Raw genomic sequence first — 20,022 nt, forward strand, 5'->3', positions numbered from 1 at the left:
CCGTCAGTTCTCGGCCTGATCGCTCAGGGCTTCGAGTTTCTGACGTTGCTCTTCGGCGACGCACGCACCGATCAGGTCTTCCAGCTGGCCCTCCAGCACAGGTTCAAGGGTGAAGTTTCGGCCCAGCCGGTGATCGGTGGTTCGGTTGTCTTTGTAGTTGTAGGTGCGGATCTTTTCGGAGCGGTCACCACTGCCCACCTGGGCACGTCGGTCGCTGCTTTCGCGTTCCGCGGCAGCCGCCTGCTCCCGCTCCAATAACTTGGCGCGCAGGATCTCAAGGGCCCGTTCCCGGTTCTGGAGCTGGGAGCGTTCCTGGGTGCAGAACACGCGGATGCCCGTGGGTTTGTGGAGAAGGTCCACGGCTGTTTCAACCTTGTTGACGTTCTGCCCCCCAGCACCGCCTGAACGCGCAGTGCTGATGTCGAGATCCTTCGGGTCGAGCTGTACTTCCACGGCATCGGCTTCCGGCATCACGGCCACGGTTGCTGTGGAGGTGTGGACCCGACCCTGGGATTCCGTGGCCGGGACCCGTTGCACCCGGTGCACTCCCGCTTCAAATTTCAGTTGGCTGTAGACGCTGTCGCCACGCACCGAAAGGATCAGTTCGCGAAAGCCGCCCAGGTCGGCCTCGGTGCAGCTGATGGATTGCACGGCCCAGCCCACTTTCTGGCTGTAACGCTCATACATCCGTGCCAGATCACCGGCCCAGAGACAGGCTTCGTCGCCGCCTGCTCCGGCACGAATCTCCAGCATCACACTGCGTTCATCGCGGGGATCCCGAGGCAGCAGAGACAGGGTGAGCCGCTCGGTCAGCGTTGCGTGCTGTTCCTGGAGGCTGGCCAACTCATCCTGCGCCAGTTCCTCCATCGCAGTGTCACCGCGACTGTCTTTGAGCAGTTGACGTGCGGAATCCCGCTCGGATTCGAGCCTCTGGAGTTCCTCGAAGTCGAGCACAAGGGGCTCAAGTCTTGATCGCTCCCGTGCGATCGATTCAAGCCGCTTCGGATCAGCGGCCACATCAGGATCAGCCAGCTGCCGCTCGAGGTTGCGGAAGCTGGCTGTGGCTGTCTCCAGCCGTGTGAACAAGGTCGAGGCGTCCATGCCCCGTTCTCACCCTCAGGCCTTGGATTCGGCCTTGGCGGAATCGGCACCTTTTTTCTTGGTGCCCATGCCGTACTTCTTCATGAAGCGATCCACACGACCCTCGGTGTCGAGGATCTTCTGGGTGCCAGTGAAGAAGGGGTGGTTGCCGCTCCAGACGTCGACGTGGATCTCGGGCTGGGTGGCGCCCGTGGTCATGACCACTTCGCCGTTGCAGATTACCTTGGCGTCGGGATACCAGGTGGGATGGATGTCGGGCTTTGGCATCGGTAAAAAATCAGCGCTTGGAGAACTGAGGAGCCTTACGGGCTTTCTTGAGGCCGTACTTGCGGCGTTCCTTGGCACGGGGGTCGCGGCTGAGGTGACCTTCCGTTTTCAGCGGCTTGCGGTTGTCGGCGGAAAGTTCACACAGGGCGCGAGCTGCACCTTGCTTGATGGCGCCGGACTGACCGGTGAGTCCACCACCGTGAACGTTGACGAGAATGTCGTAGTCGCTGCTGAGGCCGAGGGTCTCCAGGGGAGCCTTCACCGCTGCGATGTATGAGGGGTTGTAGTTCAGGTAGTTGTCACCGGGACGACCATTAATGGTGATCGTTCCATTGCCGGGGACGAGGCGAACACGGGCGACAGAGGTCTTGCGACGACCGGTGCCCCAGTAGACGACGGAATTGTTGCTCATTTGGCGGATGCGGAGGGGTTGAGCTGAAGAGGCTGGGGCTTCTGAGCGGCGTGGGGATGCTCGGTGCCCTTGTAGACCTTGAGCTTGCGGAACATCTGGCGACCCAGGGCGTTGTGGGGAAGCATGCCTTTGATGGCCTTCTCCACGATCCGCTCGGGGATCCGTTCCTGCAGAGCCTCGAAGGTTTCCACCTTCATGCCTCCGGGACGTCCGGAGTGACGGCGGTAGAGCTTCTGCTGGGGCTTACGGCCGGAGACCTTGATTTTCTCGGCGTTCACGACGACGACAAAATCACCGGTGTCCAGGTGGGGGGTGAAGCTGGGGTTGTTCTTGCCACGCAGGACGGCGGCCACTTCAGTGGCCAGACGGCCAAGGGTTTGATTCTCAGCGTCCACCACGTACCACTGGCGGTCGATCGAATCAATCGGGGGGAGAGAGGTCTTGTTCATCGCGCCGGCATGCCGGTTCGGGTATGTCCCGCCTAAGACAGCGGAACTGGGCAAAGGGGGGTCGGTCCAGAGCTGGACCTGACGGGGCTAAAGATCGAGCTTACTCGTCAGCCCTCCAGCTCCTGTGAGTTGGGAAGCAATCCAAGTAGAGGCCCGTTTATCCCGGCGTTGAGGATGGATCCGGAGGTGGATCGCTCTCGGCCAGAAAAAACCACGGCTGACAATCGTACCAGCCGGCTTTGGTGAAGATGGGCTCGGAGTAGCCAGCCCGAAGCAGGCAGAGGCCCGTGGCTGGCGCCGCCTCCTTCACCTCGTGGCGGCGTCGTTCCCGCCAGCGCTGTTCAAAGGCGGAAACACTGAGACGGTGCTCGCCAACGGCCACCAACTGGGCCATCAGCAGGCGAACCATGCCGTACAGAAAACCACTGGCCTGAATCTCGACCCGCAGAAGATCGCCTTGGCGCTCCACAAGCACCTCCTGCACGGTGGTTCGGGCATGGGCGCGACGGCTGCCTGCCTTCATGAAGGCGCTGAAGTCGTGCAGACCAAGCATGCTGCTCAAAGCGTCCCGCATGCGGGACTCATCAAGCCTGTGTTGGTAACGGTGCCAGCTCCAGGGGCTTAAAAACAAATTGGGGCGGCGCCCGTTGTGAATCGTGTACCGGTACCGCCTGTAGGTGGCGGAGTAACAGGCATGCCAATCCAGGGGACGGGCGACGGATTCGCGCACACGAATGGTGCTCGGCAGGCGTCCGTTCAAAGCCGGGGCCCATTTGCGAGCTGGGATCGGCCCACTGCAGTCGAAGTGCACCACCTGACCGGCGGCATGAACGCCGGCATCGGTGCGACCGGCGGCAAAGGTCTGCACCGGTCGGTGCGGATCAAGCTGGGTGATGGCGTCCTCCAGCACGGCCTGAACACTGCGACCGTTGCGTTGGCGCTGCCACCCACAAAACGAAGAACCCTCGTACTGAAGGCTGAGCGCGATCCGCTGAAGGGACGCTGGCTCAGGACCTGCAGACGAGGGTTGGGTGTTCAAACGTCAGAACTGACGTGAGGTCTGATCAGACCAGTTCAATGATGGCCATCTCGGCGTTGTCGCCACGACGGGGAACGGTGCGGGTGATGCGGGTGTAGCCACCCTTGCGATCGCTGTAGCGGTTGGGAGCCTTGTCGAACAGGGCATGCACCAGCTGCTTGTCGTAGATGTAACCCATGGCCCTGCGGCGGGAGGCGAGGCTGCCGTCCTTGGCCAGGGTGATCATGCGCTCGGCTTCGTCGCGAAGCGCCTTGGCCCGTGCCTTGGTGGTGGTGACCCGACCTTCGCGAATCAGCTGGGTGGTCAGAGCGCGCAGCATTGCCTTGCGCTGGTCAGCTGGACGTCCCAGCTGAGGAACTCGGCATTGATGACGCATGGTTCTGTCGGTGACGAAGACGAAAAAGGACGTTCAGGCCGTTCTGCAGTTATGCAGAAGTGCGGCTCTGGGGGATGGAGATGCCGATGCGCTCGAGGGCTTCGATCACTTCATCAGCGGATTTGGAACCGAAGTTCTTGATCTCCAGAAGATCCTCGTAGCTGAAGCCCATCAGGTCAGACACGGAGTTGACCTGGGCCCGCTTGAGGCAGTTGTAGGCGCGAACCGAAAGGTTCAGTTCCTCAAGAGGAATCTGTGCTTCCGCCGAGGGCTCGGGTTCAGCAGGAACTTCCTCCACGAGAGTGACCGTGGCCAGCGGCTGGAACAGCTCAATCAATTGATTGGCTGATTGAGCCAGGGCGTCGTCGGGGGTAATGGAGCCGTCGGTGACGATCTCCATCCGCAGGCGCTCGCGGGCCGAACCGCCTTCGGCAACGGCGGTTTCGTCGATGGTGAAGTTGACCCGGGTCACGGGCATGAACACGGCATCGATCTGGAGCAGATCGATGGCACTGGTTTCTTCGTTGTGACGATCAACCGGGCGATAGCCAACGCCGCGCTCAACGTGCACTTCCAGCTCGAGGCTGTGGCCGTCGGCCACGGTGGCGATCGGACGATCGGCGTCCACCACCTGCACCTGAGAGGAGAACTGAAGATCTCCGGCTTTCACGTCAGCGGGTCCAGCCACCACGAGACGACCGATCTCGAGTTCGGCTGAACGGCTGTTGACGGTGAGCTCCTTGCAGTTCAGCAGGATGTCGAGAACGTCTTCACGGACCCCAGGAACCGTGGCGTATTCGTGATTCACACCGGCAATCCGGATGGCGGTGACAGCACTGCCTTCCAGCCCACCCATCAGCACGCGACGCAGCGCGTTGCCCAGGGTCGTGGCCTGGCCACGCTCGAGGGGACCGATCAGGAAAACGCCGGACTGGGCGCGATCCTCGGCCACCTGATGCTCAATGCGATCAATCTGGTACTGCAACACGGTCTGAATCGGGGTAAGGGGTGAAACCGGACGGAAATCAGCTCGGTTCAGACGCGGCGGCGCTTGGGCCGGCGGCAACCGTTATGGGGCAGGGGGGTGACGTCGCGAATCAGGGTGATTTCGAGGCCAGCAACCTGGAGAGCACGGATGGCGGTCTCACGGCCTGAGCCAGGACCCCTCACCAGCACTTCGATCTGACGCATGCCTTGGTCAAGGGCGCGACGTGCTGCTGCTTCTGCAGCGGTTTGAGCCGCGAAGGGGGTGCCTTTGCGAGCACCTTTGAAGCCACTGGCACCTGCAGACGACCAGGAAATCACCTCACCGGCGGTGTCGGTGATGGACACGATGGTGTTGTTGAAGGTGCTCTGGATGTGAGCGACGCCGTTCGGGACGTTGCGCTTGGCCTTCTTGGGGCCGGATTTTTTGACGGTTTTAGCCATGGCCGTATGCAGTCAGGGATAAGGATGTAGAGGACTTACTTCTTCTTGCCGGCCACAGTTTTCCGCGCGCCGCGGCGGGTGCGGGCGTTGGTGCGGGTGCGTTGGCCACGAACGGGAAGGCTCATGCGGTGGCGACGGCCACGGACGCAGCCGATGTCCTGCAGGCGCTTGAGGGCCATGCCCTCCTGACGGCGCAGATCGCCTTCGAGGGTGTATTCCTCCATGGCGTTGCGGAGCTTCTGAAGATCTCCGTCCTCCAGATCTTTCACCCGGATGTCGGGGTTCACGCCGGTTTTGGCCAGGATGGCCTGTGAGCGGGTGAGACCAACTCCGTAGATGTAGGTGAGGGACACTTCGATCCGCTTGTCGCGGGGAATGTCAACGCCGGCGATCCGTGCCACGTTCGTTTCGTTGAAAAGGACAGATGCCTCCGAAGTCCTGGAGGCGAGGAATGTTTCAGAACAGCGGGGGATCAGCCCTGGCGCTGTTTGTGCTTGGGGTTGACGCAAATGACCATGACCTTGCCGTGGCGACGGATCACCCGGCACTTGTCACACATTTTTTTCACTGAGCTGCGCACCTTCATGAGGCGTGGCTCTCCAAATTTCCAAACGGCAACGTTACCATGCCGGTCAACCGAGAACGGATTCGATCCGCTTGGTGATCTTCTCGACTGTGCCCTGGGCAGGGACGGAAACCAGGAGACCCTTGTCGCTGTAAAAGCGAATCAGGGGTGCGGTTTTCTCGCGGTAAACCTCCAGGCGATTGCGGATCACCGCTTCGTTGTCGTCGGCGCGACCGCGGGCCAACAGCCGTTCAATCAAAACGGCGTCATCGAGCTCCAGCAGAACCACGGCCTGGATGGGTTGCTGCAATTCGGCCAGCAGGGGTTCGAGGGCTTCAGCCTGGGGAACGGTTCGGGGGAACCCATCCAGCAGCCAGCCATCGGTGGTGAGTGCCTTCATCTGGCTTTCCACAATCGCCAGCACGAGGGCGTCGCTCACCAGTTCGCCGCGGTTCATCACCGCTTCAGCTTCTTTGCCCAGATCGCTGCCGGCTGCCACTTCAGCGCGCAGCAGATCGCCCGTGGACAGATGCTTCATGCTGTTGGCATCGCACAGCCGAGCGGCCTGGGTGCCTTTGCCGGCTCCGGGAGGGCCAAGAAAGAGCAAGCGATTTTTCATGGTTGCGTAAGCGTGAGGTGATGTGAACGGAAGGTGCGCTGCCCAGCAGCGCTCACTGGCGAACGAGGCCTTCGTAGCGTTGTGAGATCACATAGGTCTGCACCTGCTTGGCCGTGTCGATGGCCACACCGACAAGGATCAGCAGTGATGTGGCGCCAAGCCCCTGGAAGGTCTGCACATTCGTGGCGCGTTCGACGGCCGCAGGAATGATGGCGACGGCGCCTAGGAACAGACCACCCAGCAAGGTGAGGCGGTTCTGGACTCCTGAGAGATAGGCGGCCGTGGCGCTGCCGGGGCGAACGCCTGGAATCGCCACACCCCCCCGTTTGAGGTTGGTGGCGATGTCAGCGGGATTCACCGTGAGCGAGGCATAGAAATAAGAGAAGCCCAGGATCAAAGCAAAAAATGTGAGTGCGTATGGCCAGGGGTTCGCCGCCCCAGGATTCAGGGCACTGGCCGCACGGATCAACCACTCACTCTTGGTGAGGTTGGCGATGGTGACTGGCAGGAAAATCAGGGCTGAAGCGAAAATGATCGGCATCACACCGCCAGCATTGAGCTTGAGCGGCAGATAGCTCTGACGTGTGGGGAGCACACCTGCTCCACCCACCTGGCGCTTGGCGCTGACGATGGGGATACGGCGAGCCCCCTCCTGCACGAAGATGATTCCAACGATCGTGGCCAGGAACACCAGCACCAGAACAATGATGCCCAGCACGGTGTCCCGGTCACCGGTTTGAGCGGCTTCGATCGTGGCGCCGAGGGTGCGCGGCAGGGTGGCGACGATGTTCAGAAAAATCACCAGGGAAGCCCCCTGGCCGATGCCTCGCTCCGTGATTACTTCACTCAGCCACATCACCACCATCGAGCCGGTGACCAGGGCCAGTGCCGTCTGCACCACAAAGGTCACTTCGCTTAGACCTTCCACGGCGTATTGGCGCAGGATCATGGCGAAGACGACGCTCTGGACGAGACCCCAACCGAGCGCCACATAGCGGGTGATCTGGGCGATCTTGCGTCGGCCAGCCTCGCCTTCATTCTTCTGGAGGTCTTCCAGCTGCGGCAGCGCTGCCGTTAGCAACTGGAGGATGATCGAGGCGTTGATGAAAGGCAGGATCCCTAGGGCAAAGATGCCCAGGGTGGAGATCCCGCCGCCGGTGAAGATGTCGAGAAAACCGATCAGCTGTCCGCCTTGATCGATGAATTGCTTGAAGGCTTCCCGATCGATTCCGGGCATTGGGATGTAGATCCCAAGACGCACCAACAACAGCAGGCCGAGTGTGGTGAGCACGCGACTGCGGAGGCCAGGGTTGGTGATCAGCTGGCCGATCACTTCGGAGGCGTTGGGGTTGCGACCCCGACTGACGAGCATGTCCGGAAGAAAGTGAAGTTGGGCGAAAAGCCAAGAAGCCGCCCGTGGATCGAAATCCAGCGGACGGCTCAGACCCTAGGGCTGACTTGGGGACGAGCCCTTGATTAGTCGAGGATTTCGCAGGTTCCGCCTGCGGCTTCGATCTTGGTGCGGGCCGAGGCGGTGAACGCCGCGGCTTGCACTGTCAGCTTTTTGGCTTTCAGTTCACCGTTGCCGAGCATCTTCAGAGGATGCTTGGGGCTGGTCACGATGCCGTCCTTGACCAGGGAATCCAGGTTGACGGTGCTGCCGTCCTTCAGGTCGTTCAACGCAGAAACGTTGAGCACGGTGAAGAACTTGGGATTCACCAGGGGGAAGTGCTTCAGCTTCGGCACCCGGCGGTACAGAGGCATTTGGCCACCCTCGAAGCCGGGGCGCGTGGGGCGACCCGAACGGGATTTCTGGCCGCGCATACCGAAGCCGCAGCTTGCACCCTGACCGGCGGCGATGCCGCGGCCCTTGCGCAATTTGCGGCGACGAGCGCCCTTGTTGGATTTGAGGGAATCGAGTCGGAGAGTCATCGCGAATCAGGAATAGATCTGTTCGAGGGAGATTCCCCGTTCCTTCGCCGTCTCCTTGTGGGTGCGGAGAAGCGACAGGGCCACCATGGCAGCCCGTGCATTGTTCAGGGGGGTCTTGCTGCCCAGGCGCTTGGCCAGGACATTCTTGATGCCGGCGAGTTCGAGCACTGTGCGGATGGAACCACCAGCGATCACACCGGTACCAGGGGCTGCAGGGCGGATGAGCACGCTGGCAGCACCATCACGACCATTGGAGAGGGTCGGGATGGAGTTGTGGCGGGTCAATGGCACTTTGACGAGGTGCTTCTTGCCATCGGCAACACCCTTGCGGACGGCACCGATCACATCACCGGCCTTGCCGACACCAACGCCGACCTGGCCTTTTTCGTTGCCGACAACCACGATGGCCCGGAAGCTCATCTTCTTACCGCCTTTCACGGTCTTGGAGACGCGGCGGATCTGAACCACGCGCTCCTGCCATTCGGAATCGCGCTCCTGGCCGCGACGGCCACCACGCCGGTCGCCACGACGACCGTCACGGTCGCCACGGCCGCGGCGCTGTTCCTGTTGCTGCTGCCCTTCGGCTGCCGCTGGAACGTCGGCCGCACCCGGCACGGCGTTGGGATTGGATTGGGGGGAGGAATCTGTCATGGGTTGAGCAGGAATCAGAACTGAAGGCCCGCTTCCCGGGCGGCATCGGCGAGGGCTTTAATCCGGCCGTGGTACAGATTTCCGCCGCGGTCGAACACCACCTGCTGGATGCCTTTGGCGATGGCGCGCTTGGCGACCAATTCGCCAACGGCGACAGAGGCGTCGCAGCTGCCGCCTGGTGCCTTAAGGCCGGCGCGCAGCTCCTTGTCAACGGTGGAGGCGGAGCAGAGTGTGCTCTGGGCCGCGTCGTCGATGACCTGGGCGTAGATGTGGTTGTTGGAGCGGAACACGGCCAGCCGCGGACGGTCGGAGGTTCCGGTGATGTGACGACGCAGACGCCGGTGGCGTTTCTGCGTCTGCTGTTTGCGGGACAGTTGGGACATGGTGGGTGAAGGGAAGGAACGTCAGGACAAGGCTTATTTCTTGCCGGACTTGCCTGCCTTGCGCAGGATGCGCTCGCCCTCGTACTTGATGCCCTTGCCCTTGTAGGGCTCGGGGGGACGGATGGCGCGGACCTTGGCGGCTTCGTTGCCCACCAGCTCCTTGTCGATGCCGGAGACGATCACCTTGGTGTTGTTCTCCACCTTGAAGGTGATGCCTTCAGGGGCTTCCATCTCGACGGGGTGGCTGTAGCCAGCACTCACCACCAGAGTTTTGCCTTTGACCTGGGCACGGGAGCCCACACCAACGATCTCTAGGGCTTTGCTGTATCCGTTGCTGACACCCTCGATCATGTTGGCGACGAGAGTGCGGCTGAGGCCGTGGCGCTCACGGGAGATGCGCTTGGTGCTCGTGGGAGAGACCACGATGGTGTTGTTGTCCTGGCTGACGCTGACGCCTTCAGGAAGGGTTCGCTCCAGTTCGCCTTTGGGTCCTTTCACCTTTACTTTGAGACCGTCGAGGGAAACCGTGACCTTTTCAGGGACGGGAACAGGGTTTTTGCCGATTCGTGACATGGTTCAGCTCCGGATCAGTAGACGTAACAGAGCACTTCGCCACCGACGCCCTCACGACGGGCGTCGCGGTCGCTCATCACACCTTTGGAGGTGGAGATGATCGCCACGCCCAGTCCGCCGAGGACTTTGGGCAGGCCGCGAGTGTTCTTGTAGATGCGGAGACCGGGCTTGCTGACCCGCTGCATGGAGCGGATGGTGGGCAGCCTGTGCTTGCCGCTGTACTTGAGGGCGAGCACCAGTTCGGTGCGAACGCCTTCACCCTGCTCGCTGATCTCGGAGATGAAGCCCTCCTGCTGCAGCACCTTGGCGATGCTGCGGGTCATCCGCGAAGCGGGGATCTTGGTGGTGTCGTGACGTTTCTCACTCGCATTGCGAATGCGGGTAAGCATGTCGGAAATGGGGTCGTGGTTAGCCATAGGTGTCGACGGGGAGGGCTCAGTTGCTCTGGAACGGCATTCCCATCTCGCGGAGGAGGGCCCGGCCCTCTTCGTCCGAACGGGCAGTGGTCACGATGGTGATGTCCATGCCCCGGATCGCATCGATCTTGTCGAAGGAGATCTCAGGGAAAATGATCTGTTCGCGCACCCCAAGGGTGTAGTTGCCGCGGCCATCGAAACTCTTGGGGCTGACCCCGCGGAAGTCGCGGATGCGGGGCAGCGCCAGGTTGATCAGGCGCTCGAGGAAGGCATACATCCGATCACCACGGAGGGTGACGGCACAGCCGATCGGCATGCCCTGCCGAATCTTGAAGCCGGCGATGGCTTTTTTGGCACGGGTCACAACGACCTTCTGGCCGGTGATCTGCGCCAGCTCATTCACCGAAGCCTCGAGGGACTTGGCATTGGCGGCGGCTTCGCCGAGGCCCCGGTTGACGGTGACTTTCACCACCTTGGGGACTTCATGGATGTTGGTGAGGGAGAGATCCTTCTGCAGCTTGGGCTGGATGGTCTCCCGGTAGCGCTTCTTGAGTGACATAACGGGTTGGGGTGCTTCTGGGCGTGGTCAGAAGTCGGGATCAGTCGAGGACTTCACCGGTTTTCTTCAGCCGGCGCTTCTTGGTGCCGTCCTTCTCGACGACGATTTCAACGCGGCTGGCCACCTTTTTGTCGGTGGAATACAGCATCACGTTGGAGGCATGCAGGGATGCTTCCTCCGTCACGATGCGGCCGGTCTCGCCCTCCTGGGTGGGCTTTTCGTGGCGGGTGCGCATGTTCACGCCCTCCACGACGACACGGTTTTCGTTGGGCAGAGTGCGCAGAACGGCACCGGTCTTGCCCTTGTCCTTGCCGGCGATCACCTGAACGGTGTCGCCTTTGCGGATGCGCATCTTGATGCGCTCGGTGGCCTTGGCCTTGGTGGTTGCAGTCGCCATGGTCAGATCACCTCTGGAGCGAGGGACACGATTTTGGTGAAGCTGCGCTCACGCAGCTCACGGGCCACCGGTCCGAAGACGCGGGTGCCTTTCGGGTTTTTGTCGTCGTTGATGATGACGGCGGCGTTGTCGTCGAAACGGATTGAGTTTCCGGTTTCACGACGCATGGTGGCTTTGGTGCGCACCACAACCGCTTTCACCACGTCGGACTTTTTGACGCCCATGTTGGGGGCGGCATCCTTCACGGCGGCAACGATCACGTCGCCCACGTGGGCATAGCGACGGTTGGTGCCGAGGACGCGAATGCACTGAATGCGCTTGGCGCCGCTGTTGTCGGCAACGGTGAGATAGGACTCCTGCTGGATCACTGCTTCACCTCCTGAGCTTCAGCCTTGTTGGCTTCCTCAGCTGCAGCTTTCGGGCTGTGGCTGAGAACCTCGGCGATGGCCCACCGCTTTTGGCGGCTCATCGGACGGGTTTCAGTGATGCGAACGCGGTCACCGACGCGACAGGTGTTGTCTTCGTCGTGAGCCTTGTAACGGGTGGTACGGCTGACCGTCTTTTGATAGATGGGGTGTGGGAAGCGGCTTTCCACCGCGACCACCACCGTTTTTTCCATCTTGTCGCTGACGACGGTGCCGATCCTTTCCTTGACTGCCATGGTTACGGAGTGGGGGATCAGGAGGCGGTGGAGCGCTGGCGCTCCGACTGCACCGTCAGCAGCTGGGCCAGCTTGATGCGGACCTCTTTGAAACGGTGCGTGTTAGCCAGCTGGCGCGTGGCCTGCTGGAAACGGAGTTGGAACAGCTCGCGGCGCAGGCTGTCGATCTGTTCGTTGATGTCCGAATCGGACAAGCTGCGCACATCGGCGGCGTTGGGACGGGCCATGGTCAGGACTCCACGGTGACGGCTTCAGAAGCTGCCGGAGCCTTGGCACCAGCTGACTTCTCCTGCTCATCCAATTGGATGAACTTGGTCTTCACGGGAAGCTTGTACTGCGCGAGGCGCATGGCTTCCTTGGCGATTTCGGGGGTGATTTCATCACCGCCCATCTCGAACAGGATCCGGCCGGGCTTGATCACCGCCACCCAGAATTCTGGGTTGCCTTTACCGGAACCCATCCGGGTTTCGGCAGCGCGCATGGTGACCGGCTTATCTGGGAAGATCCGGATCCAGATTTTTCCGCCACGTTTGACGTAGCGGGTCATGGCACGGCGGCTGGCCTCGATCTGGCGCGAGGTGATCCAGCCACATTCCTGTGCCTGCAGCGCGAATTGTCCGAAGGCAATGGTGTTGCCCCGGGTGGCGACGCCGCGCATGCGGCCTCGCTGCTGCTTACGGAATTTGACGCGTTTTGGACTCAGCATGGTTCAGGCCTCCTGTTCAACCCTCGTTTGAGCGGTCTTCGAACTGTTGGGGCCGACGGCTGGCCCGGCGCCGGGGGGCGGCACCCACCGGCATGGGCTGAGCCTGTTCGCTCAGCACTTCGCCCTTGAACACCCACACCTTGATGCCGAGCACGCCGTAGGTCGTGCTGGCCACCTTGGTGGCGTAGTCGATGTCGGCACGCAGGGTGTGCAGGGGCACCCGACCCTCGCGGGTCCATTCCGTCCGGGCGATCTCAGCACCGTTCAGGCGACCGGAAACCTGGATCTTCAGACCCAGAACGCCGGCACGCTGAGCGCGCTGCACAGCCATGCGGATGGTGCGGCGGAAGGCCACACGCTTCTCCAGCTGCTGGGCGATGTACTCGGCAAGGAGGAAGGCATCACCGTCGACGCGTTCGACCTCGACAACATTGATCCGCACCTGACGACTGGAGTCGCCGATGGTCTTCTGAATGCCGGAGCGAAGCTCTTCGATGCCGCTGCCTTGACGGCCGACCAGCACGCCGGGGCGTGCGGTCTTGAGTTCAACTTCCAGTTGATCGGCCTTGCGGGCGATCAGCACATCGCTGATGCCGGCGGAGCCGTACTTCTTGTGGATGAACTTGCGAATCCGGTCGTCCTCCTGGAGGAGGGCCGGATAGTTCTTGCTGGAGGCGTACCAGCGTGACCGGTGTTCCTGGGTGATCCCCAGGCGCAGACCGGTTGGGTTGATTTTGTGTCCCATTGGGTCAGAGTCCTCGGGGGTCAGGAATCGGTCTGAGCCGCCACAGCAATGCTGATGTGGCAGGTCTGTTTCTTGATCTGGTAAGCCCGGCCCTGGGCGCGGGGGCGATAACGCTTCATGGAGGGGCCCATGTCAGCGGTCGCGCTCGAGATCACCAGAGATGACGGGTCGAGACCGAGGTTGTGCTCAGCGTTGGCCACCGCAGACCGGAGCACCTTGGTGATCGGGCCGGTAGAGCGGTAGGGCATGAACTCGAGCATGATCAGCGCGTCGCGATAGGTGCGGCCACGGATTTGGTCGAGCACACGGCGCACCTTCGACACGGAGCCTCGGATGAAGCGACCGTGAGCCTGGGCGGTGGGTGCCGTTTGGGTTGACGATGTCATGGATTAGCGGCCTCCTTTCTTGTCTCTGATGTGGCCCTTGAAGGTGCGGGTGGGAGCGAACTCTCCCAGCTTGTGGCCCACCATCTGCTCGGTGATGAACACCGGCACATGGGTGCGGCCGTTGTGAACCGCGATCGTGTGGCCGATCATCATCGGCAGGATCGTGGAGGCCCGTGACCAGGTCTTGATCACAGACTTGTCGTCGTTGTCGTTCTGCTTTTCAACCTTGCGGAGCAGGCTGTCGGCAATAAACGGACCTTTTTTGAGTGAACGTCCCATAACGGTTTAAGCAAGCGGATAAGTGATGGTTTGCATCAGGAATCGCGTCCGCCACGGCTCCGCTTGGAGGTCTTGCGACGCTTCCGGAGCACGTATTGGTTGCTGGGTTTGTTCCGCTTGCGGGTCTTGAGACCGAGGGCGGGTTTGCCCCAGGGGGTCACCGGGCCGGAACGGCCAATCGGTGCACGACCCTCACCACCACCGTGGGGGTGATCGCAGGGGTTCATCACACTGCCTCGGACCTGAGGACGGCGACCGAGCCAGCGGCGACGACCGGCCTTACCCAGGCTGGTGTTGCGCATCTCGGAGTTACCGACCTCGCCGAGGGTGGCGTAGCACTCGCGGCGAACCAGGCGAACCTCGGTGGAGGGCAGCTTCAGAGCGACGTAGTCGCCTTCCTTTGCCATCACCTGGGCACTGGCACCGGCGGTACGGACCATTTGGCCACCACGACCGGCGTAGAGCTCAACGCAGTGAACCGCCGAACCGAGGGGCACCGAGGACAACGGCATGGCGTTGCCGTTCTCGATCGGGGCATCAGGGCCGGAGACCACGGTCTGGCCCACCTGAACTCCTGCAGGAGCAAGGATGTAGCGCTTCTCGCCATCGGCGTAGAAGAGCAGTGCCAGACGCGCGTTGCGGTGCGGGTCGTAGTGAATCGCGGCCACCTTGGCGGGGACACCGTGCTTGTTGCGACGGAAATCCACCACGCGATAGAGGCGCTTGTGGCCACCACCGCGGTGGCGGCAGGTGATCACACCGCGGTTGTTGCGGCCCTTGCGGCGGTGTTTGGCCACCACCAGGGTCCGCTCCGGCTTGCGGCTGGTGATCTCACTGAAATCAGTGACCACCCGGGTGCGGGTACCGGGGGTGTAGGGGCGGAAATTACGGATTGCCATGACGATTCAGACCCCTCAGGACTCAGGGAAGAGTTGGATCGAGTTGCCCTCCGCCAGGCGCACCACGGCTTTCTTCACCTGGGCACGTTTGCCGGCGAAGCGACCCATGCGACGGGAGCGTCGCGGGGGATTCATGGTGCTGATGCCGGTGACCTTCACATCGAAGAGCTGCTCAATGGCGGCCTTGATGTCGGGCTTTGCGGCGCGGTGGTCCACCTCGAAGGTGTACTGGTTGATTTCGAGGGCGCGGGTGGCCTTCTCGGTGATCAGGGGACGGCGGATCACATCCGCCAGGCGTCCTTGGAAACGTTCAGTCATCGCCGTAGACCTCCTGGATGGTTGCGAGAGCTTCCTCGCCCAGCACCAGAGCATTGGCGTGGAGCAGGTCGAAGACGTTCAGCTGATCTGCGGAGATCAACTTGACTTTCTCCAGGTTGCGCACGGAACGGCGCACAACATCGGAGGGGTTCGTCAGAACGATGAGCACCTTGGAGCCGGCAGCAACACCGAGGCGACCCAGAGCATCTGTGATCTCACGGGTCTTGGGGGCCTCCAGCGAAGCACCGAAGTCCTTCACGACGGTCACATCGTCAATGCGGGCCATCAGCGCGGTGCGCAGGGCCAGACGACGCTCCTTGCGGTTCATCGCAAGGTTGTACGTGCGGGGCTTGGGTCCAAAGATGATGCCGCCGCCGGGTTTCAAAGGAGTGCGGATCGATCCCTGACGGGCCCGACCAGTTCCTTTCTGCTTGTAGGGCTTGCGACCACCACCGCGCACTTCTGAGCGGGTGAGGGTGCTGGCGGTTCCTTGGCGTGCATGGGCCTGCTGACGCAGAACGGCCCGATGCATTAGGTCAACGGCGGTGGTCTCTTTGGCCACCTTTAGGTCCAGGGTTGCCTTGCCGGCTTCCTTGCCCTGCCAATCACGAACGACACAACTGGCCATCACTTACCTCCTTTGGCGGGCTTGGCGCCCACGCGCAAGGCCGGGCGGATGTTGAGCAGCGCACCAGGCTTGCCGGGCACGGATCCCTTCACCACCAGCAGGTTGTGCTCGCTGTCCACCTTGAGGATGGTCAGGCCGCGGGTGGTGATTTTCTTGCCGCCGTAGCGACCGGCCATCCGCTTTCCGGGATAGATGCGGCCCGGGGTCGTACCGGCACCGGTCGAACCGGGCTCGCGGTGGTTCTTCGAACCGTGGGTCATCGGACCCCGGCTGAAGCCGTGGCGCTTCTGGTAGCCAGCGAAGCCGCGGCCGACGGTGTCACCGCTGACGTCCACCTTTTGGCCGGCTTCGAAATCGCCGACGGTGATGGCGCCACCGAGTTCAAGACCTTCAACGCTGTCGACGCGGTATTCGCGCAGATGACGCAGAAGGCCCTCACCGGATTTGTTGAGGTGACCTTGGGCGGGCTTGTTGATCAGCTTCTCGCGGGTTTCGCCAAAGCCGATCTGCACTGCGGAATAACCGTCAGTGTCGTCGTTTTTGAGTTGGGTGATGCGGCAGGGGCCGGCTTCGATCAATGTGACCGGAACAGCTCTGCCCTGCTCGTCGAAGAACTGGGACATACCCAGCTTCTTCCCGAGGATGCCGATGGACATGGATGGGGAGGAAGCGCCAGCGTGGACAACCACCAGGCGGAGAACCGCATGGGGTCAGGTGCTGATCGATTGGACGCAGACGTGGTTCGAAGCGGAACCCCCGAAGGAGTGGATTCGAATGGGCTAGCGAACGATTCAGCGAGGCTGGGACTTGCATCTGCACGATGTGCTGTTGCAGTTTCCCGACGGAGATCTCCGAAGAAAGCTTCCGTTCTGGCCTGGAGATTCGACGCAATCGTCGAATCTGTTCTGCCGACTGGAGGCCCGGCTAGCGGACGGGCACAGAAACACAGAACAAACAACGAACCTACAACACCGACCTTCCCTCTCCCCTGATCCCTCTGCCTGCTGCCAGAATCTCCTCCAATCCCTGTAGCTGCCATGCCTCTGCTTCTCACCGGTCAGGCATTTCGCCGTGATCTCGAAGCCAATGGCTGTCTGGCGGTGCAGGCTCCGCTCGAAGGCGGTGCAGAAACCCGTCTATTAAGGCGTCTGCGCGGCGCCGGTTACAGCACCCGCATGACTTCGGCCCGTGGTCTTGGTGATCCGGAGGTGTTTCTCACCCAGAAGCACGGCATTCGTCCGCCCCATCTCGGCCATCAAAGTGTTGGTCGTGGTGCTGCTGTGGGAGAAGTGCAGGAGGTGGCTCCCCAGCTCGGCGACCTGTTTGAAGGTGATGCTCCCGTGGCGCTTTGGCTGCTGGAAGGCCAGGTGCTCTCGCGCTCTGAACTTCTTTCTCTCTGCGATCTGTGCAAGCGCGAACCGCGTTTACGCATCATCGTGGAGATGGGTGGTGCTCGCAGCCTGAAGTGGGAACCGATGACCACATATCTGAAGGCCTGACGCCTGACGACGCCCTCGTACAGGGCCGCTGGGTCAAGCTGATCTGTGGGGCAAGCAACCAGGATCTGCCGGCCATTGCCGACCTGACCGCAGTCTTTGCTGCTGTTGGTGTTCATTGCATTGATGTGGCGGCCGATCCAGCGGTTGCCCTGGCAGCGCGTCGCGGCCTGGACTGGGCTGAGGCGCAAACAGGGCGTCGCCCCTGGCTGATGGTGAGCCTCAGCGATGGCACCGATGCTCACTTCCGCAAGGCCTGGTTCGATCCTGGCCGCTGCCCTGTGGACTGTCCGCGGCCCTGCGAAAGGATTTGTCCGGCGTTAGCGATTCCGACCGCTGCTGGCATCGACCAGCAGCGTTGCTATGGCTGCGGCCGCTGCCTGCCGGCTTGCCCCCATGGGTTGATCGAGGAGCGCGACCACCGCTTGGCGCCCGAACAGGTGATCTCCCTGCTCCAATCGATTCAGCCCGATGCTGTGGAGATTCACACCGCATCTGGGCATGACGAGGGCTTCGCAACGCTGATCCAAAGCCTTCAGCAGCACAAGGTTCCCTTGCGGCGCTTGGCTGTGAGCTCCGGCTTGGAGGGCCACGGCGTGAAGGCCGATCAGTTGGCTGATTTGCTTTGGCGTCGCTATTCCCGCCTGCGGCAAGCCGGTTACAGACCCCTCTGGCAGCTGGATGGGCGTCCGATGAGCGGCGATGTGGGGGCTGGCACCGCGCGGGCTGCAGTTCAGCTCTGGCGTGCCATGCGGAGTCTGGCCCCGCCGGGCCCGCTGCAGCTGGCCGGTGGTACCAACGCCGCAACGCTGGAGTTCTTGCGTCCAACGGAGCGGCCGGCTGGCATCGCCTTTGGTGGTGTGGCCCGTCGCTTGCTGATGCCTGTGCTGGATGAGGCGCAAACCCGTGGCCTTGCCCTGTGGCAATGGCCCGAGGGTTGGAAGCGTGCCCTCTCCCTCGCGCGTCCATTGGTTGCGCCATGGCTGCAGCGCTCTTGCTAGAAGGCTGAAACGCGCAGATCCCATGGGCACGCAACGGGTCACCGACGATCTGGATCGCCTTCTCGAGCTCCTGCCGGATGCTGTGCAGGAGCAGTTGCGGCCGGAAGAAGCGCGAGAGCAGTTGCTTGAGGTGGTGCTCGATCTGGGTCGGGTTCCAGAAGCGCGTTATCCAGGCCGTGCCCTGGCGTTGGGTTCCACGCCTTTGTCCCGCCAGGATCTAACGGCTGTGGTGGCCAGGCTCGGTCAGTTCGGTGGCGACAACCGGGCGGGAATTGAACGAACGCTTCACCGGATCAGCGCGATTCGCAACCGTCAGGGTGAGGTGGTCGGTTTGACCTGCCGGGTGGGCCGAGCCGTGTTCGGGACCGTTGCCATGGTGCGGGACCTCCTGGATGGAGGGCAGTCCCTGTTGTTGATGGGGCGCCCGGGTGTGGGCAAGACAACGGCGTTGCGCGAGATCGCCAGGGTGCTTGCCGATGAGCTGGAGCGGCGCGTTGTTGTGATCGACACGAGCAATGAGATTGCCGGTGATGGCGACATCCCCCACCCCGCGATCGGTCGGGCCCGCCGCATGCAGGTGGCCAGGCCTGAGCTGCAGCACCAAACCATGATCGAGGCGGTGGAAAACCACATGCCCGAAGTCATCGTGATCGATGAGATCGGCACGGAGCTGGAGGCGCAGGCCGCGCGCACCATCGCTGAACGTGGCGTTGTTCTCGTCGCCACAGCCCACGGCAATGCTTTGGCCAACCTGATCAAGAACCCCACCCTCAGCGATTTGGTGGGGGGGATTCAGGCGGTCACCCTCGGGGATGAGGAGGCCCGGCGGCGGCGCAGTCAGAAGACGGTGTTGGAGCGCGCCGCCGAACCAACGTTTCCGGTGGCGGTTGAAATGCACAGCCGGCAGCGCTGGGCCGTGCACACCGACGTTGCCGCCACCGTGGATCAACTGCTCCGGGGCCTGAAGCCAAGGGTTCAGGAGCGCGAGCTAACGCCTGAGGGGGGCGTTCAGCTGGTGGACCCGCCTCAGGCTTCCGGTTTGCTGCGCCCTCCGTCCCAACGGTCGTTTGCGGATCAGCCGGTCTCCGCTCCCGTGCCCATGCCTGCAGCCAGTGCCCGAGGGGCCAGTGCGGCAGAGGAACCATCTCCGCAGGAGACCAGCGCCGAGCATCTGCAGGTTCTCTGTTGCGGGGTTCCACCTCGTGTTGTGGAAGAGGCCATCCGTTCCCACGGTTGGAAGGCGCGGGTTGTGGAGGACTTGAGTGAGGCTGATGTGGTCTTGAGCGTTCGGCTGGGCCTCAGTCGTCAACCATCACTGCGCCGTCAGGTCAGGGATCTGGGGATCCCGATCCTGGTGATCAAGTCCGACACCCTGGCCCAGGTGACCCGTGCCATGGCGCGTCTTCTGCGCCGTCAGGCCACCGAAACAGCCGCAGAGGTCACTCCGCCAGATCGGGCGTCTCAGGACGATGAATTGGCTGCTCTCGAGGAATGCCGGCTTGCGGTGGAACAGGTGGTGATGCCGCAAGGCAGGCCGGTGGAGTTGCTGCCTCGCAGTGAGCGTGTTCTCCGGATGCAGGCCGACCTTGTGCGCCGTTACCGACTGCGCAGTGATGTCTTCGGTGAGGCTGAAATGTCACGCCTGAGGGTTTTCCCCCGCTGATCGGCCGTCGGTTGGTTCGCCCGGTGGATTGACGAAGGGTTGGCTGCTGTGGGTAACTATGTTTACTCCGGTG

General features: G+C 62.2%; 33 protein-coding genes. 3 read left to right on the forward strand and 30 right to left on the reverse strand.

Annotated features, from left to right (window positions below; all coding sequences use genetic code 11):
- Positions 1-3: 3 nt before the first annotated feature.
- The 30 genes from prfA to rplC form a co-directional block, all read right to left on the reverse strand.
- Entirely contained in the window at positions 4-1,101 is a 1,098-nt protein-coding gene (gene prfA / locus SynA1544_RS01720; RefSeq protein ID WP_186514624.1) for a peptide chain release factor 1, read from the reverse strand.
- A gap of 15 nt (positions 1,102-1,116) precedes the next feature.
- Positions 1,117-1,368 carry a 50S ribosomal protein L31 gene (rpmE, locus tag SynA1544_RS01725; RefSeq protein WP_006851595.1) on the reverse strand — a complete coding sequence of 84 codons (252 nt, stop codon included), beginning with the start codon at positions 1,366-1,368 and terminating at the stop codon, positions 1,117-1,119.
- Between the two features lie 10 nt (positions 1,369-1,378).
- Positions 1,379-1,780 (reverse strand): 30S ribosomal protein S9, encoded by a 402-nt coding sequence (rpsI, locus tag SynA1544_RS01730; protein WP_186514625.1) that lies wholly within the window; start codon positions 1,778-1,780, stop codon positions 1,379-1,381.
- A complete protein-coding gene (gene rplM, locus SynA1544_RS01735; RefSeq protein WP_038551234.1) occupies positions 1,777-2,229 on the reverse strand; it encodes a 50S ribosomal protein L13 in 453 nt (150 codons plus the stop codon). Before rplM ends, rpsI begins: the two co-directional genes overlap by 4 nt.
- Before the next feature lie 157 nt (positions 2,230-2,386).
- Positions 2,387-3,268 carry a tRNA pseudouridine(38-40) synthase TruA gene (gene truA / locus SynA1544_RS01740; protein ID WP_186514626.1) on the reverse strand — a complete coding sequence of 294 codons (882 nt, stop codon included), beginning with the start codon at positions 3,266-3,268 and terminating at the stop codon, positions 2,387-2,389.
- A gap of 25 nt (positions 3,269-3,293) precedes the next feature.
- Positions 3,294-3,644: a 50S ribosomal protein L17 gene (rplQ, locus tag SynA1544_RS01745; protein WP_006851925.1), complete on the reverse strand. Its 351-nt coding sequence runs from the start codon at positions 3,642-3,644 to the stop codon at positions 3,294-3,296.
- A 49-nt stretch (positions 3,645-3,693) separates the two neighbouring features.
- On the reverse strand, positions 3,694-4,632 hold the full coding sequence (locus tag SynA1544_RS01750; RefSeq protein ID WP_186515402.1) for a DNA-directed RNA polymerase subunit alpha: 939 nt from the start codon (positions 4,630-4,632) through the stop codon (positions 3,694-3,696).
- Positions 4,633-4,679: 47 nt separating this feature from the next.
- Entirely contained in the window at positions 4,680-5,072 is a 393-nt protein-coding gene (rpsK, locus tag SynA1544_RS01755) for a 30S ribosomal protein S11 (protein WP_006850182.1), read from the reverse strand.
- Positions 5,073-5,107: 35 nt separating this feature from the next.
- On the reverse strand, positions 5,108-5,473 hold the full coding sequence (gene rpsM, locus SynA1544_RS01760) for a 30S ribosomal protein S13 (protein WP_006850466.1): 366 nt from the start codon (positions 5,471-5,473) through the stop codon (positions 5,108-5,110).
- A 71-nt stretch (positions 5,474-5,544) separates the two neighbouring features.
- Positions 5,545-5,658, reverse strand: coding sequence for a 50S ribosomal protein L36 (rpmJ, locus tag SynA1544_RS01765; protein ID WP_186514627.1), 114 nt, complete (start codon positions 5,656-5,658; stop codon positions 5,545-5,547).
- A gap of 46 nt (positions 5,659-5,704) precedes the next feature.
- Positions 5,705-6,256, reverse strand: coding sequence for an adenylate kinase (locus tag SynA1544_RS01770; protein WP_186514628.1), 552 nt, complete (start codon positions 6,254-6,256; stop codon positions 5,705-5,707).
- A 52-nt stretch (positions 6,257-6,308) separates the two neighbouring features.
- On the reverse strand, positions 6,309-7,628 hold the full coding sequence (gene secY / locus SynA1544_RS01775; RefSeq protein WP_186514629.1) for a preprotein translocase subunit SecY: 1,320 nt from the start codon (positions 7,626-7,628) through the stop codon (positions 6,309-6,311).
- A 104-nt stretch (positions 7,629-7,732) separates the two neighbouring features.
- A complete protein-coding gene (rplO, locus tag SynA1544_RS01780; RefSeq protein WP_115010467.1) occupies positions 7,733-8,188 on the reverse strand; it encodes a 50S ribosomal protein L15 in 456 nt (151 codons plus the stop codon).
- Between the two features lie 6 nt (positions 8,189-8,194).
- Positions 8,195-8,839: a 30S ribosomal protein S5 gene (rpsE, locus tag SynA1544_RS01785; RefSeq protein ID WP_011363379.1), complete on the reverse strand. Its 645-nt coding sequence runs from the start codon at positions 8,837-8,839 to the stop codon at positions 8,195-8,197.
- A gap of 14 nt (positions 8,840-8,853) precedes the next feature.
- Positions 8,854-9,222 carry a 50S ribosomal protein L18 gene (gene rplR, locus SynA1544_RS01790; protein WP_186514630.1) on the reverse strand — a complete coding sequence of 123 codons (369 nt, stop codon included), beginning with the start codon at positions 9,220-9,222 and terminating at the stop codon, positions 8,854-8,856.
- 33 nt (positions 9,223-9,255) lie between these two features.
- Positions 9,256-9,795, reverse strand: a complete 540-nt coding sequence (gene rplF / locus SynA1544_RS01795) for a 50S ribosomal protein L6 (protein ID WP_186514631.1) — start codon at positions 9,793-9,795, stop codon at positions 9,256-9,258.
- Between the two features lie 14 nt (positions 9,796-9,809).
- Positions 9,810-10,211, reverse strand: a complete 402-nt coding sequence (rpsH, locus tag SynA1544_RS01800) for a 30S ribosomal protein S8 (RefSeq protein ID WP_186514632.1) — start codon at positions 10,209-10,211, stop codon at positions 9,810-9,812.
- Positions 10,212-10,230: 19 nt separating this feature from the next.
- Positions 10,231-10,770, reverse strand: a complete 540-nt coding sequence (gene rplE, locus SynA1544_RS01805; RefSeq protein WP_006851706.1) for a 50S ribosomal protein L5 — start codon at positions 10,768-10,770, stop codon at positions 10,231-10,233.
- Positions 10,771-10,810: 40 nt separating this feature from the next.
- A complete protein-coding gene (rplX, locus tag SynA1544_RS01810; protein ID WP_006852039.1) occupies positions 10,811-11,167 on the reverse strand; it encodes a 50S ribosomal protein L24 in 357 nt (118 codons plus the stop codon).
- A 2-nt stretch (positions 11,168-11,169) separates the two neighbouring features.
- Complete coding sequence (gene rplN / locus SynA1544_RS01815) at positions 11,170-11,535, reverse strand: 50S ribosomal protein L14 (RefSeq protein ID WP_006851211.1); 366 nt, start codon at positions 11,533-11,535, stop codon at positions 11,170-11,172.
- Positions 11,532-11,828: a 30S ribosomal protein S17 gene (gene rpsQ / locus SynA1544_RS01820; protein WP_006850241.1), complete on the reverse strand. Its 297-nt coding sequence runs from the start codon at positions 11,826-11,828 to the stop codon at positions 11,532-11,534. The genes rplN and rpsQ overlap by 4 nt, the downstream gene beginning before the upstream one ends.
- A 17-nt stretch (positions 11,829-11,845) precedes the next feature.
- Complete coding sequence (rpmC, locus tag SynA1544_RS01825; protein ID WP_186514633.1) at positions 11,846-12,055, reverse strand: 50S ribosomal protein L29; 210 nt, start codon at positions 12,053-12,055, stop codon at positions 11,846-11,848.
- A gap of 2 nt (positions 12,056-12,057) precedes the next feature.
- A complete protein-coding gene (gene rplP, locus SynA1544_RS01830; RefSeq protein WP_006851743.1) occupies positions 12,058-12,534 on the reverse strand; it encodes a 50S ribosomal protein L16 in 477 nt (158 codons plus the stop codon).
- Between the two features lie 16 nt (positions 12,535-12,550).
- Positions 12,551-13,279: a 30S ribosomal protein S3 gene (gene rpsC, locus SynA1544_RS01835; RefSeq protein WP_011363386.1), complete on the reverse strand. Its 729-nt coding sequence runs from the start codon at positions 13,277-13,279 to the stop codon at positions 12,551-12,553.
- Positions 13,280-13,299: 20 nt separating this feature from the next.
- Positions 13,300-13,665, reverse strand: a complete 366-nt coding sequence (rplV, locus tag SynA1544_RS01840) for a 50S ribosomal protein L22 (RefSeq protein WP_114987273.1) — start codon at positions 13,663-13,665, stop codon at positions 13,300-13,302.
- 3 nt (positions 13,666-13,668) lie between these two features.
- A complete protein-coding gene (rpsS, locus tag SynA1544_RS01845) occupies positions 13,669-13,944 on the reverse strand; it encodes a 30S ribosomal protein S19 (protein WP_006849645.1) in 276 nt (91 codons plus the stop codon).
- 35 nt (positions 13,945-13,979) lie between these two features.
- Positions 13,980-14,843, reverse strand: coding sequence for a 50S ribosomal protein L2 (rplB, locus tag SynA1544_RS01850; protein ID WP_006851794.1), 864 nt, complete (start codon positions 14,841-14,843; stop codon positions 13,980-13,982).
- Positions 14,844-14,858: 15 nt separating this feature from the next.
- Positions 14,859-15,161 carry a 50S ribosomal protein L23 gene (locus SynA1544_RS01855; protein ID WP_006850625.1) on the reverse strand — a complete coding sequence of 101 codons (303 nt, stop codon included), beginning with the start codon at positions 15,159-15,161 and terminating at the stop codon, positions 14,859-14,861.
- Complete coding sequence (rplD, locus tag SynA1544_RS01860) at positions 15,154-15,789, reverse strand: 50S ribosomal protein L4 (RefSeq protein WP_114987276.1); 636 nt, start codon at positions 15,787-15,789, stop codon at positions 15,154-15,156. The genes SynA1544_RS01855 and rplD overlap by 8 nt, the downstream gene beginning before the upstream one ends.
- Positions 15,789-16,445 carry a 50S ribosomal protein L3 gene (gene rplC, locus SynA1544_RS01865; RefSeq protein WP_115010470.1) on the reverse strand — a complete coding sequence of 219 codons (657 nt, stop codon included), beginning with the start codon at positions 16,443-16,445 and terminating at the stop codon, positions 15,789-15,791. Before rplC ends, rplD begins: the two co-directional genes overlap by 1 nt.
- A gap of 381 nt (positions 16,446-16,826) precedes the next feature.
- On the opposite strand from rplC, the gene SynA1544_RS01870 reads away from it, so the two are divergent.
- Genes SynA1544_RS01870 through SynA1544_RS01880 form a run of 3 tightly spaced genes read left to right on the forward strand, consistent with a single transcriptional unit; the run spans position 16,827 to position 19,949 of the window.
- A complete protein-coding gene (locus SynA1544_RS01870; protein WP_006850745.1) occupies positions 16,827-17,288 on the forward strand; it encodes an NAD(P)H-quinone oxidoreductase subunit N in 462 nt (153 codons plus the stop codon).
- On the forward strand, positions 17,255-18,286 hold the full coding sequence (locus SynA1544_RS01875) for an LdpA C-terminal domain-containing domain (protein WP_186514634.1): 1,032 nt from the start codon (positions 17,255-17,257) through the stop codon (positions 18,284-18,286). Before SynA1544_RS01870 ends, SynA1544_RS01875 begins: the two co-directional genes overlap by 34 nt.
- 22 nt (positions 18,287-18,308) lie before the next feature.
- The gene (locus SynA1544_RS01880) at positions 18,309-19,949 is read left to right on the forward strand and encodes an AAA family ATPase (RefSeq protein WP_186514635.1); all 1,641 of its coding nucleotides are present in this window, start codon (positions 18,309-18,311) and stop codon (positions 19,947-19,949) included.
- Positions 19,950-20,022 lie beyond the last annotated feature (73 nt).

Origin of the sequence: Synechococcus sp. A15-44, from assembly GCF_014280115.1 — a bacterium.
In the GTDB taxonomy this organism is placed as follows: Bacteria; Cyanobacteriota; Cyanobacteriia; order PCC-6307; family Cyanobiaceae; genus Parasynechococcus.